The sequence below is a fragment of the Cupriavidus sp. FW305-3-2-15-C-LB2 genome (assembly GCF_058787575.1).
This window is the reverse complement of the sequence record NZ_JBYSZW010000053.1, coordinates 1-12,188: the sequence shown is the minus strand read 5'-3', so window position 1 is coordinate 12,188 and position 12,188 is coordinate 1. Positions and strand designations below refer to the sequence as shown.

The window sequence follows — 12,188 nt, the reverse complement described above, 5'->3', positions numbered from 1 at the left end:
GCCACGCCGGCGGCCGACCCCAAACACTGGTGACCGTTTCCAGAGGATGCCATGTCCGAAGCGCCTGTCCTTGCCCCCTCGACCTCAACCCAGCCGCCCGCCGCCGGCCAGCTCAACCTGATCCGCCCGCAGCCATATGCCGACTGGGCGCCGCAGGTCACGGCCGAAGAACGCGCCACGCTGCGCCGCGAGCTGGAGCAGGGCGCCGTGCTGTACTTCCCGAACCTGAATTTCCGCTTCCAGCCGGGCGAAGAGCGCTTCCTTGACAGCCGCTATTCCGACGGCAAGTCCAAGAACATCAACCTGCGCGCCGACGACACCGCGGTGCGCGGCGCCCAGGGCAGTCCGCAGGACCTGGCGGACCTGTACACGCTGATCCGCCGCTACGCCGACAACAGCGAATTGCTGGTGCGCACGCTGTTCCCTGAATACATCCCGCACATGACGCGCGCCGGCACCTCGCTGCGGCCCAGCGAGATCGCCGGGCGCCCGGTCAGCTGGCGCAAGGACGACACCCGCCTGCACGTGGACTCGTTCCCGTCCAACCCGATGCTGGGCAAGCGCCTGTTGCGCGTGTTCCACAACATCGACCCGGCCGCGGCGCGCGTGTGGCGCGTGGGCGAGCCGTTCGGCGATTTTGCGCAGAAGTTCGTGCCCAAGACCCATGGCATGTGGCCGGGGCAGGCGGCGCTGATGAAGCTGCTGCATATCACCAAGCGCAAGCGCTCGGAATATGACCACCGCATGCTGCAGCTGCATGACTTGGCCAAGGCCGACCTGGATTACCAGGCCAAGGTGCCGCAGCAGGAATTCCACTTCCCGCCGGGGTCCACCTGGATCGTCTTCAGCGACCAGCTGCTGCACGCGGCCATGCGCGGACGGGCGATGATGGAGCAGACCATCTACCTGGCGCCGCAGGCGATTTCCGACCACACCCACTCGCCCGAGGCGGTGCTGTCGCGCATGCTCGGGCGGCCGATGCTGGTGTCCTGATCAACGCAGAAGCAGGCGCAACATGGTTTCGAAGGTCTTGCCGTAAGGCGGCTTGAGCAGTCCTGCGCCGTTCAGGCCGGCCTGGTGGAACACCGGCTTCACCTTGGAGAAGGTGTCGAAGCCCGCCTGGCCGTGATAGGCGCCCATGCCGCTGGCGCCGACCCCGCCGAAGGGCAGGCCGTCCTGGGCGATATGGAACAGGGTGTCGTTGACCGTGACGCCGCCGGCAACGGTCTGCTTCATCACATGGCCGATGGCGCCGCGGTCGCGCTCGAACAGGTATAGCGCCAGCGGCCGCGGGCGCGCATTGATGTAGTCCACCGCCTCGTCCAGGGTGCGGTACGTCACCACGGGCAGTACCGGCCCGAAGATCTCCTCGCGCATCGCCGTGACGCCTTCGGGCACATCCAGCAGCAGCACCGGTGGCAGGCGCCGCGCGTGCGCGTCCGGCTGCGCATCGGACAGCGGCACCACGGTCGCGCCTTGCGCCGCGGCTTCGTCCACCAGCGCCGCCAGCCGCGCGAAGTGGCGCGGGCTGATGATGCTGGTGTAGTCCCGGTTGCGCGCCAGGTCCGGATAGAGCCGGTCAACGCACCCGCGTGCCGCCTCCACCAGCTGCCCGCGCAGGTCTTCCGGCACCAGCACGTAGTCTGGCGCGATGCAGGTCTGGCCCGCGTTCATCAGCTTGCCCACCAGGATGCGTTCCACCGCACGCGGCAGGTCAGCGCCGGCGCCGATAATCGCCGGCGATTTGCCGCCGAGTTCCAGCGTCACCGGGGTCAGGTTGGCGGCCGCCGCGCGCATCACATGGTGGCCGACCGCGGTCGAGCCGGTGAACAGCAGGTGGTCGAAGGGCAGCGCGGTAAAGGCGCTCGCCACCTCGGCATCGCCATTGACCACCATGATCTCGTCCGGCGCAAAGTGCTGCGGCACCAGTTGCGCGAACAAGGCCGCAAAGCGCGGCGTGTATTCCGACAGCTTCACCATGGCGCGGTTGCCCGCCGCCAGCGCGCCGGCCAGCGGCCCCACCGTCAGGTACAGCGGATAGTTCCAGGGCACCACGATGCCCACCACTCCCAGCGGCTGCGGCACCAGCCGCGAGCGGCCCGGGCGGAACCAGAAGCCGGTGGCGGCGCGGCGCACGCGCATCCAGCGCTTGCCGTGGCGCAGCGCGTCGTCGATGCCGCCGAGGCTCGGGAATACCTCCAGCAGCGCAGTTTCCTGCCGCGGCCGGTTGGTGAAGTCCGCGTGAATGGCGGCGGCAATGGCAGCCTCGTTCTCTGTCACCAGCCGGCGCAGGCGCTGCAGGCGGTCGGCGCGCACGGCCCAGGCGGGCAGCTGGTCGCGCCGCGACGCGGCGTGCATGGCGCCAAAGACGGACGACAGGTCGGGGACTTCTCGCATTGCTGCGCTCCTGGGCAAGGGACGTGCGGGGAAAGTGGATGTGGATCGCGGCGAGTGGCGCTGCAGCGGTCCGCGTGTTCCCGCGCACGATAAGGTAGCGTGCCAGCCATGGCAATGGAAGTTTCCTACCAGAAGGGCAATTCAAACGCCCGTCTGCGCAGCGCCGGCGGCCCGCGCCACCGGGCTTCTCCACCGTCCGGGCTAGCGCCTACACTGAATCTCACAGCTTGCCATCCGCTGGACGGACAGGGCGCGCATGCACCGGCGCGGCCCGGCTCACGCACGCGCGCCGCCTGCGGACTCGCGGGGAGACAGATGGAAACCACCTTTGACTACGTCATCGTCGGCGCGGGCTCGGCGGGCTGTGCGCTGGCGGGGCGGCTTGCCGACAGCGGCGACGACACCATTGCCCTGGTCGAGGCCGGGCACCACGATCACCATGTGCTGGTACGCACACCCGCGGCGCTTGCCGCGCTGCTGCCGCGCGCGGGGGCACGCAACTATGGCTATGAAACCGTGCCGCAGCCAGGCCTGAACGGCCGCCGCGGCTACCAGCCGTGCGGGCGCGGGCTGGGCGGCAGTTCCTCGATCAACGCCATGATCTACACGCGCGGCCGCGCCGCCGATTATGACGCGTGGGCCGCCGCCGGCTGCGACGGCTGGTCGTGGGACGACGTGCTGCCGTACTTCCGCCGCGCCGAGTGCAATGAACGCCTGGCCGGCAGCGACGACGACCCGCTGCACGGCGGCAACGGGCCGTTGCACGTGAGCGACCTGCGCACCCCCAACCCCTTTGCCGAACGCTTCATCGAGGCCGCGCAGCAGGCGGGCTTCCCGCGCAACGACGATTTCAACGGCGAAGAACAGGAGGGCGTGGGCTGGTACCAGGTCACGCAGCACGCGGGCGAGCGCTGGAACGCGGCGCGTGCCTACCTGCACGGTGGCAACAAGCGCGACCGGGCCTGCAATGGCGGCCGCGCGCACCTGCGGGTGCTGACCGATACGCAGGCGCTGCGCATAGTCTTCGAAGGCCGCCATGCGGCCGGGGTGCAGGTGGTGCGCGAGGGCCGCCGGCAACTGCTGCGCGCGCGCCGCGACGTGATCGTGTGCGCGGGCACGTTCGGCTCGCCGCAGCTGCTGATGGTGTCGGGCGTCGGCCCCGCCGCGCACTTGCGCGAACATGGCATCGCCGTCGTGCATGACCTGCCCGGCGTGGGCGCCAACCTGCAGGACCACCTGGACATCGTGCTGCACAAGCGCGTGGCCGTGCCTGAATTGTTCGGCGTGTCGTTCGGCGGCCTGGCGCGGCTGGTGCCTGAAATGCTGCGCTACCGGCGCGAACGCACCGGCATGATGTCAAGCAACTTCGCCGAGGCAGGCGGCTTCCTGCGCAGCCGCCCGGACCTGCCCGAGCCCGACCTGCAGCTGCATTTCGTGGTCGGCATGGCCGATGACCACATGCGCCGGCTGAACTTCGGCCACGGCTATTCCTGCCATGTCTGCGTGCTGCGCCCGCGCAGCCGCGGCGAGGTGCGGCTGGCCTCGCACGATATCCGGCGCGCGCCGCTGATCGACCCGCAATACCTGAGCGATGCGCGCGACCTGGACGACATGGTCGCCGGCGTTCGCATCGTGCGCAGCATCTTTGCGCAGCCGCAACTGGCCGGCTTCGGCGGGCGCGAACTCTATTCCGCCGGCCTGCGTGCCGATGGCAGCGACGACGCTGCCGTGCGCGAGATGATCCGCGAGCATGCCGACACCATCTACCACCCGGTGGGCACCTGCCGCATGGGCATGGATGCGATGGCGGTGGTGGACCCGCAACTGCGCGTGCGCGGCGTCGAGGGTTTGCGCGTGGTCGATGCATCGGTGATGCCGACCCTGGTCGGCGGCAACATCAATGCGCCCGCGATCATGATCGGCGAGCGCGCGCATGACCTGATCCGCTATGCGCCGCGCGTGATGCTGCGGGTGCTGGAATCGATGGAGGCTTGAATCGCTAGCCTTCGAAGCCGCGCGAGAACACCCGCTTGAGCACGTCGGCATCCGCATCCAGGGTGCCGAACACGCGCCCGTGCTGCCGTCCCAGCCGGCTGGCGACGAACAGCTCGGCATTCTCGGTATCGGCATGCGCCAGCATCAGCGCGGCCTGTGCGGTCAGCACCAACCCCTGCGCAAAGCGTCGGGCGCTGGCTTCCAGCAATTCCGGCGGCTGGCGCAGCAGCGCCTGCAGCGATGCCAGTTCCGCGCGCACCGCCGGATGGCCGCCGGCGCGGCGCGACAGGTCTTGCAGCAAGCGCGCGGCATCGTCGGGATTGCGCTGGATCGCGCGCAGCACGTCCAGGCACATGATGTTGCCCGAGCCTTCCCAGATCGAGTTGACCGGCGCCTCGCGGTACAGCCGCGCCATCGGGCCTTCTTCCACGTAGCCGTTGCCGCCCCAGACTTCCATGGCTTCGCCGGTGGCTTCCAGCGTGCGCTTGCAGACCCAGAATTTGGCCGCGGGGGTGACCACGCGCTTCCACGACGCCGCGAGCGGATCATCGTCAGCGTGCTCGAAGGCGTGGCCCAGTTCCATCATCAGCAGCGTGGCCGCTTCGGATTCCAGCGCCAGGTCGGCCAGCACATTGCGCATCAGCGGCTGGTCGGCCAGCAGGCGCCCGAAGGCGCTGCGGTGGCGCGCATGGTGCAGCGCCTGCACAAAGGCGGCGCGCAGGATCGCGGCACTGCCGATCACGCAGTCCAGCCGCGTGCTGGTGGCCATCTCGATGATGGTCGGGATGCCGCGGCCTTCCTCGCCGATCAGGATGCCGGTGGCGTCGCGGAACTCCACCTCGCTGCTGGAATTGGAGCGGTTGCCTAGCTTGTCCTTGAGCCGCTGGATCAGCACCGCGTTCTTGCTGCCGTCGTCGCGAAAGCGCGGCACGAAGAAGCACGACAGCGGGCCGTCTTCGGCGCCCATGCGCGCGACCACCAGGTGCGCATCGCACATCGGCGCGGAGAAGAACCACTTGTGCCCGGTCAGCGCGTATTCCGCGCCGCGGCCCTCGCCGCGCACCGCGCGCGCCACGGTGGTGTTGGCGCGCACGTCCGAGCCGCCCTGTTTCTCGGTCATGCCCATGCCGATCATGATCGCGCTCTTGCTGCGCCACGGCAGGTCGCGCGCATCGTGTTCGGTCGCATACAACCGCGGCTCAAGCTCGGCAAACAATGCGGTTTCCTTGCGCAGCACCGGGATGCTGGCGAAGGTCATGGTCGGCGGGCACAGCGAGCCGGATTCCACCTGCGCCTGCAGGAAGTAGCCGGCGGTGCGCGCCACCCATGCGCCCGCGCGCGGCTGCGCGAAGGGCAGGGCCTGCAGCTGCTGGCTGCGCAACAGGGCCAGCAGCGCGTGCCAGCTCGGGTGGAAATCCACGGCGTCGATGCGCTCGCCGGTGCGGCTGTGTGTGTGCAGCTCGGGCGTGTGGCGGTTGGCATCGGCTGCCCATTGCTGGACTTCCGGCTCGCCCAGGCGCGCGCCGAACTGGCCCAGCGTGCCGGCGTGCCAGCCGCCTCCCAGCCGTTCCAGCGCGCCGCGCAGCGCCGGATCGGTGGCGAACAGGTTGTAGTGCGCGAGATCGGGCACCTGGTTGAACACGCGGTGGGTGGCAGCTTCGGTCATGGCGGGATCGGAAGATGGACGCGTCTTACTGCATGGTAGAGCACGTCGCCGGCGTTTGAGTGCGCGGTTGTCCCCTTGTGAGTGATTATTGCGCTGCAGCATGCGCGATTCGATACCTTTTCGAACAGGTGTGGCACCACAAACGGCAGGGAACTGGCACTGGCGCCCACCGGCACCTTGTGCTTAAATTCACCCCGTTGGATGAAACAGGGGTGCCGTACGGATGGGCCGTGCGGCTGAGAGAGTCCCTTCGAACCCGATCCGGCTAGTACCGGCGTGGGAAGTTTCACAAGACCAAGTCTCCAGTCCCTCCGGGACTCGCCGCCTCAGGCCTCAGGCCCCGGGCAGCGCTCACAAGGCTCCTGGTTTCGTCCACCCCGCAAGAGAGAGGACGACACCCATGGCCCGTACTGCCCCCGCTGCATCCTTCGAATCGCTCGAAAGCGACCTCGACCAGAAATTCGCCTACCCGGCTTCCAGCAAGACCTACCTGACGGGCAGCCGCCCCGATATCCGCGTACCGCTGCGCACCATCCTGCAAACGTCGACGCGCACCGACAAGGGCGAGATGCAGAATCCGCCGATCCCGGTGTACGACACCTCGGGCCCGTACAGCGATCCGGACGTGCATATCGACCTGAAGGCCGGCCTGCCCGCCGTGCGCGCCAAGTGGATCGAAGAGCGTGGCGACACCGAAGTGCTGCCGGGCCTGTCGTCGGAATACGGACGCGACCGTGCCAACGACCCCGCCACCGCACACCTGCGCTTTGCCCAGCTGACCAATCCGCGCCGTGCCAAGGCCGGTGCCAACGTGTCGCAGATGCACTATGCGCGCAAGGGCATCATCACGCCTGAAATGGAGTATGTGGCGCTGCGCGAATCGCTGAACCTGCAGGCGCTGTACGACAAGCCCGACTACAAGGCGCTGCTGCGCCAGCATCCCGGCAATGCGCTGGGCGCCGGCCTGCCGCTGCGTCCGGAAGACATCACGCCGGAATTCGTGCGCCAGGAAATCGCCTCGGGCCGCGCCATCATTCCCGCCAACATCAACCACACCGAACTGGAGCCGATGGCGATCGGGCGCAATTTCCGCGTCAAGATCAACGGCAACCTGGGCAACTCGGCGGTGACCTCGTCGCTGGCCGAGGAAGTGGAAAAGATGGTGTGGTCGATCCGCTGGGGCGCCGACACCATCATGGACCTGTCCACCGGCAAGCACATCCACGAAACCCGCGAATGGATCCTGCGCAACTCGCCGGTCCCGATCGGCACGGTGCCGATCTACCAGGCGCTGGACAAGACCGGCGGCATCGCCGAGGACCTGACCTGGGAGATGTTCCGCGACACGCTGATCGAGCAGGCCGAGCAGGGCGTGGACTACTTCACCATTCACGCAGGCGTGCTGCTGCGCTACGTGCCGCTGACCGCCGACCGCGTCACGGGCATCGTTTCGCGCGGTGGTTCGATCATGGCCAAGTGGTGCCTGGCACACCACAAGGAAAACTTCCTGTACACGCACTTCGACGAGATCTGCGAAATCATGAAGGCCTATGACGTGTCGTTCAGCCTCGGCGACGGCCTGCGTCCGGGCTGCATCGCCGACTCGAACGACGACGCCCAGTTCGGCGAACTGCGCACACTGGGCGAACTGACCGCCAAGGCATGGAAGCACGACGTGCAGGTGATGATCGAAGGCCCGGGCCACGTGCCGCTGCAGCGCATCCAGGCCAACATGGACGAAGAGCTCAAGCATTGCTACGAGGCGCCGTTCTACACCCTGGGACCGCTGGTGACGGACATCGCCCCCGGCTACGACCACATCACCAGCGGCATCGGCGCGGCCAATATCGGCTGGATGGGCACCGCCATGCTGTGTTACGTCACGCCCAAGGAGCACCTTGGCCTGCCGGACAAGGAAGACGTGCGCGAAGGCATCATCACCTACAAGATCGCGGCCCACGCTGCCGACCTTGCCAAGGGCTGGCCCGGCGCGCAGCTGCGCGACAACGCGCTGTCCAAGGCACGCTTCGAGTTCCGCTGGGAAGACCAGTTCAACCTGGGCCTCGACCCGGAACGCGCGCGTTCGTACCACGACGCCACGCTGCCGGCCGAGGGCGCCAAGATCGCCCACTTCTGCTCGATGTGCGGGCCGAAGTTCTGCTCGATGAAGATCACGCAGGAAGTGCGCGACTACGCGGCGTCGCTGCCCAAGGAAGCGCAGCAGGGCATGGAAGAGAAGTCGATCGAGTTCCTGAAGAAGGGCAGCAAGATCTACTCGTGATGCAGTGACTGGCAGTACGGGCATGGCTTCGCATCCATGCCCGCTCGTGTTTCGCCGCCGCGCAGCGCCTCGCGCGGCGGCACCGACAACAAGGAGGCCGGCGCGGCCGCACGCCCCGTCCGGCACAACACCCCTCATGACAGCAGTGCAGTCGTTTGACGTCGCCATTCTCGGGGCCGGTCTTGCCGGGCGCCTGGCCGCCTGGCAACTGGTACGCAGCGGCGCCCGCGTGGCGCTGGTGGAGCGGGCCGGTCCGGACGGCGCGGGCTCGGCCGCCTATGTGGCCGCGGCCATGCTGGCGCCGCTGGCGGAATCGGCCATCGCCGAGCGCCGCATCGTCGACCTGGGCATCGCCAGTGTCGACCTGTGGCGCGCGTGGCTGGCCGAATTGCCTGAGCCGGTCTTCTTCCAGGAGGACGGCACGCTGGTGGTCTGGCATGCGCGCGACCGTGCCGAGATGTCGCTGTTCACCAGCCGCGTGCGCGCGGTGGCGCCGCCCGAACTGGTGTCGCAGCGGCTGCGCGCGCTGGACGGCAAGGGCGTGGGCGAAGTCGAGCCCGCGCTGGCGGGCCGCTTCCCGCAGGGCCTGCTGCTGGCCGGCGAAGGCCAGCTCGACAACCGTGGCGCGCTGCGCGCGCTGTTGTCGTGCGCGGTCAGCGAAGGCGTGCATTGCGTCTGGGAGGCTGGCGAGGTCGATGCCGAATCGCTGCCCAAGCTCGGCATCCGTGCCGACGTGGTGCTGGATTGCCGCGGCCTGGGCGCGCGCTCGGCCTGGCCCGCACAGCCGGGCGGCGACAAGCCGGGCCTGCGCGGCCTGCGCGGCGAAGTGGTGCGCGTGCATGCGCCCGACGTCAGGCTGCATCGGCCGGTGCGGCTGCTGCATCCGCGCTACCCGATCTATATCGCGCCCAAGCCCAACGACCTGTACGTGATCGGTGCCACCGAGCTGGAAAGCGAGGATGATTCGCCCATGAGCGTGCGTTCCGCGCTGGAGCTGCTGTCGGCGGCGCATTCACTGCATCCCGCCTTCGGCGAGGCCCGCGTGCTGGAACTGAACGTGCAGCGGCGCCCGACGCGGCCCGACCACCTGCCGGCGATCCGCGTGGACCAGCGCGCGCGCGTGGTGCGCGTCAACGGCTTGTACCGGCATGGCTTTCTGATTGCGCCGGCGGTGACCGAGGCCGCGTGCGCGGTGGTTGGCGCGCTGCTCAAGGGCGATCCCGCGGCCCATGCCGTGCCGGCCGCGCTGCGCTGGCCTGGCATGATCGAAGCCGTGACCGAAGCGCCCGCTGCCGCTACCATGGCCGCACCCGGCGGGCTGCTGCACTAACGCATGACTGACATGGAAATCCTGCTCAACGGCCGACCGCTCGCCCTTGCCGATTCCGCCACGCTGGCGGACGCGGTGAGCGCGGCGCAGATCGCGCCCCCCTTTGCCGCGGCGGTCAACGGCCAGTTCGTGCCGCGCGGCGCCCACGCCAACACCATTCTTGCGGCCGGCGACCGCATCGACCTCGTGCAACCCGTGACGGGAGGCTGACCCATGACATTCGAACCTTCCGAAACCTTGCGCGACCCGTTCGTGCTGTATGGCGAGTCGTTCGGCTCGCGCCTGCTGCTGGGCACTGCTCGCTACCCGTCGCCGGCCACGCTGGAGGCGGCCGTGCAGGCCTCCAGGCCCGCCATGATCACCGTTGCGCTGCGCCGCCAGGGCGCGGTCGGCGCCGGCGAGGGCGGCCAGGCCTTCTGGCAGATGCTCAAGGCGCTGGACGTGCCGGTGCTGCCCAATACCGCCGGCTGCTTCACCGCGCAGGAAGTGATCACCACTGCGATGATGGCGCGCGAGGTCTTCGAAACACCGTGGATCAAGCTGGAGCTGATCGGCGACGACTACACGCTGCAACCCGATACGCTGAACCTGCCGGCCGTGGCCGAGACCCTGATCAAGGAAGGCTTCAAGGTGCTGCCGTACTGCACCGAGGACCTGGTGCTGTGCCGCCGCCTGCTCGACGTGGGCTGCCAGGCGCTGATGCCATGGGCCGCGCCGATCGGCACCGGCCGCGGCGCGGTCAACCCGCACGCGATGCGCGTGCTGCGCGAGCGCCTGCCCGACACGCCGCTGATCGTCGATGCCGGCCTGGGCCTGCCGTCGCATGCGGCGCAGGTGCTGGAGTGGGGCTACGACGGCGTGCTGCTCAATACCGCGGTGGCGCAGGCCGCCTACCCGGTCAATATGGCGCGCGCCTTTGCGCAGGCCGTTGAGGCCGGCCGCACCGCCTACCTGGCCGGGCCGATGCCCGAGCGCGAGGTGGCGCAGGCCAGCACCCCGGTGGTCGGCATGCCGTTCTGGCACGCCGACAGCACGGAGCAGCGCGCATGACCCGCCGCGCCGTGCATGCCGCCAGCGACGGCCCGCTGCGCCAGGCGGTGCTGGAACACTATGGCGAGACCTTCGGCGTCGATGACAAGCCGTGGCAGGCCTGGCGCCTGGCCGACGCGCCCGCGCAACCCGGCGCCCACGACGTGCTGCTGTTCGACGGCGAAGCCGACGCAGGCACGATCGCGCGCGTCGCCGCCGCGGGCGCCACGCTGATCGAGAGCGATCGCGAGGGCGGCCAGTGGATCGACACCGTGCGCTCGCCGATGGGCACGTGGGTCTTCTCCGTCGCCGCCGACACCGACCAGCCGCATTCGCCCGCCTTCGTCGCGGTGCTGCTGGCCAGCCTGGCGCTGCATTTCCCCGCGCACGACGCGCTGTGCCTGGCGCGCGCCTGGGAGCCGGGCTCGGCCGACTGGCCGTCTGACTTTGCCCGCTTCCCGCATGTACGGCACGCCGCCCTGGTGGCACCCGAGCAGGCCGCGGCGCCGTTCGCGCCGTGCCCCGCGCTGGGCCTGTACGTGGTGGTGCCAAGCGCCGAATGGATCGAGCGCCTGGCGCCACTGAACGTACCGACGGTGCAGCTGCGCTTCAAGTCCGAAGACCCGGCCGCGGTGCGCGCCGAGATCGCACGCGCGGCGAAGGCCACGCAGGGCTCGTCTTCGCGCCTGTTCGTCAACGACCACTGGCAGGCCGCGATCGACTACCGCGCCGCCAACGGCGGCGATCAGAGCGGCATCTACGGCATCCACCTTGGCCAGGAAGACCTGGACGATGCCGACCTCGATGCGATCCGCGCTTCGGGCCTGCGCCTGGGTGTCTCCACCCATGGCTATGCCGAGATGCTGCGCGTGGCCGCGATCCGCCCCAGCTACCTGGCGCTGGGCGCGATCTTCCCGACCACCACCAAGGTGATGCCGACCCAGCCGCAGGGCATGGGCCGCTTCCGCGCCTACGTGAAGCTGATGCAGCCGGTGATCCCGTCGCTGGTGGGCATCGGCGGCGTCAACGCGGCCAATATGCGCGAGGTGCTGGCGGTGGGCGTCGGCAGTGCCGCCGTGGTGCGCGCGGTGACCGAGGCTGACGACGTGCCGGCCGCGGTGGCCCAACTGATCAGCCTGTTCCCGGCTGCCTGAGCGCGGAGCCAGCCATGGCTGCTGCTGCGCACATCCGCCTGGCAGCGGCGGACGAGGTGCCGCGCCTGGCCGATATCGAACTGGCCGCCGCGGCGCTCTTCCCTGATACGGACCTGCCGGCACTGCTGCGCCTGGTCAGCACGCCCGAGCCGGTGCTGGCCGCCGCGCAGCGCGAAGCGCGCCTGTGGGTAGCCGAGCGCGATGGGGAACTGGCCGGCTTTGCGCTGGCCAGCCGCAACGGCGAGTGCGCCTACCTCGATGAAATGGATGTGCACCCCGACCACGGGCGCCGCGGCATTGGGCGGGCGCTGGTAGGGGCGGTGCAGGGCTGGGCGC

The 12,188-nt window shown here is 69.3% G+C and carries 10 protein-coding genes and 1 riboswitch; of the genes, 8 read left to right on the top strand and 2 right to left on the bottom strand.

The window, feature by feature from the left end:
• Nucleotides 1-51 precede the first annotated feature (51 nt).
• On the top strand, nucleotides 52-993 hold the full coding sequence (kdoO, locus tag AC3WRR_RS28880; RefSeq protein WP_011614413.1) for a Kdo hydroxylase KdoO: 942 nt from the start codon (nucleotides 52-54) through the stop codon (nucleotides 991-993).
• On the opposite strand, the gene AC3WRR_RS28875 is transcribed toward kdoO, so the two are convergent.
• Nucleotides 994-2,397, bottom strand: a complete 1,404-nt coding sequence (locus AC3WRR_RS28875; RefSeq protein WP_492298766.1) for a coniferyl aldehyde dehydrogenase — start codon at nucleotides 2,395-2,397, stop codon at nucleotides 994-996.
• 315 nt (nucleotides 2,398-2,712) lie between these two features.
• Between AC3WRR_RS28875 and AC3WRR_RS28870 the strand changes: the two genes are divergently transcribed.
• Nucleotides 2,713-4,392 carry a GMC family oxidoreductase gene (locus AC3WRR_RS28870; RefSeq protein WP_492298764.1) on the top strand — a complete coding sequence of 560 codons (1,680 nt, stop codon included), beginning with the start codon at nucleotides 2,713-2,715 and terminating at the stop codon, nucleotides 4,390-4,392.
• A 4-nt stretch (nucleotides 4,393-4,396) separates the two neighbouring features.
• Here the strand turns inward: AC3WRR_RS28870 and AC3WRR_RS28865 are convergent, their stop codons facing one another.
• On the bottom strand, nucleotides 4,397-6,058 hold the full coding sequence (locus AC3WRR_RS28865; RefSeq protein ID WP_010813322.1) for an acyl-CoA dehydrogenase family protein: 1,662 nt from the start codon (nucleotides 6,056-6,058) through the stop codon (nucleotides 4,397-4,399).
• 198 nt (nucleotides 6,059-6,256) lie between these two features.
• A riboswitch (TPP riboswitch) is annotated at nucleotides 6,257-6,358 on the top strand.
• A 100-nt stretch (nucleotides 6,359-6,458) separates the two neighbouring features.
• Here AC3WRR_RS28865 and thiC point away from each other — a divergent pair.
• The 6 genes from thiC to AC3WRR_RS28835 all read left to right on the top strand — a co-directional run.
• Nucleotides 6,459-8,339: a phosphomethylpyrimidine synthase ThiC gene (thiC, locus tag AC3WRR_RS28860; RefSeq protein ID WP_010813323.1), complete on the top strand. Its 1,881-nt coding sequence runs from the start codon at nucleotides 6,459-6,461 to the stop codon at nucleotides 8,337-8,339.
• 136 nt (nucleotides 8,340-8,475) lie between these two features.
• The gene (locus AC3WRR_RS28855; protein ID WP_011614417.1) at nucleotides 8,476-9,669 is read left to right on the top strand and encodes an FAD-dependent oxidoreductase; all 1,194 of its coding nucleotides are present in this window, start codon (nucleotides 8,476-8,478) and stop codon (nucleotides 9,667-9,669) included.
• A gap of 12 nt (nucleotides 9,670-9,681) precedes the next feature.
• A complete protein-coding gene (gene thiS / locus AC3WRR_RS28850) occupies nucleotides 9,682-9,879 on the top strand; it encodes a sulfur carrier protein ThiS (RefSeq protein WP_011614418.1) in 198 nt (65 codons plus the stop codon).
• A gap of 3 nt (nucleotides 9,880-9,882) precedes the next feature.
• Nucleotides 9,883-10,719, top strand: a complete 837-nt coding sequence (locus AC3WRR_RS28845) for a thiazole synthase (protein ID WP_010813326.1) — start codon at nucleotides 9,883-9,885, stop codon at nucleotides 10,717-10,719.
• Nucleotides 10,716-11,852, top strand: coding sequence for a thiamine phosphate synthase (locus tag AC3WRR_RS28840; protein WP_011614419.1), 1,137 nt, complete (start codon nucleotides 10,716-10,718; stop codon nucleotides 11,850-11,852). The genes AC3WRR_RS28845 and AC3WRR_RS28840 overlap by 4 nt, the downstream gene beginning before the upstream one ends.
• A gap of 14 nt (nucleotides 11,853-11,866) precedes the next feature.
• A partial coding sequence (locus AC3WRR_RS28835; RefSeq protein ID WP_492298762.1) for a GNAT family N-acetyltransferase occupies nucleotides 11,867-12,188 on the top strand: 322 nt, incomplete at its 3' end.

Bases quoted from the DNA above. Each gene is read 5' to 3' on its own strand.
- kdoO (WP_011614413.1), top strand. From the start codon at position 52: ATGTCCGAAGCGCCTGTCCTTGCCCCCTCGACCTCAACCCAGCCGCCC.
- AC3WRR_RS28875 (WP_492298766.1), bottom strand. From the start codon at position 2,397: ATGCGAGAAGTCCCCGACCTGTCGTCCGTCTTTGGCGCCATGCACGCC.
- AC3WRR_RS28870 (WP_492298764.1), top strand. From the start codon at position 2,713: ATGGAAACCACCTTTGACTACGTCATCGTCGGCGCGGGCTCGGCGGGC.
- AC3WRR_RS28865 (WP_010813322.1), bottom strand. From the start codon at position 6,058: ATGACCGAAGCTGCCACCCACCGCGTGTTCAACCAGGTGCCCGATCTC.
- thiC (WP_010813323.1), top strand. From the start codon at position 6,459: ATGGCCCGTACTGCCCCCGCTGCATCCTTCGAATCGCTCGAAAGCGAC.
- AC3WRR_RS28855 (WP_011614417.1), top strand. From the start codon at position 8,476: ATGACAGCAGTGCAGTCGTTTGACGTCGCCATTCTCGGGGCCGGTCTT.
- thiS (WP_011614418.1), top strand. From the start codon at position 9,682: ATGGAAATCCTGCTCAACGGCCGACCGCTCGCCCTTGCCGATTCCGCC.
- AC3WRR_RS28845 (WP_010813326.1), top strand. From the start codon at position 9,883: ATGACATTCGAACCTTCCGAAACCTTGCGCGACCCGTTCGTGCTGTAT.
- AC3WRR_RS28840 (WP_011614419.1), top strand. From the start codon at position 10,716: ATGACCCGCCGCGCCGTGCATGCCGCCAGCGACGGCCCGCTGCGCCAG.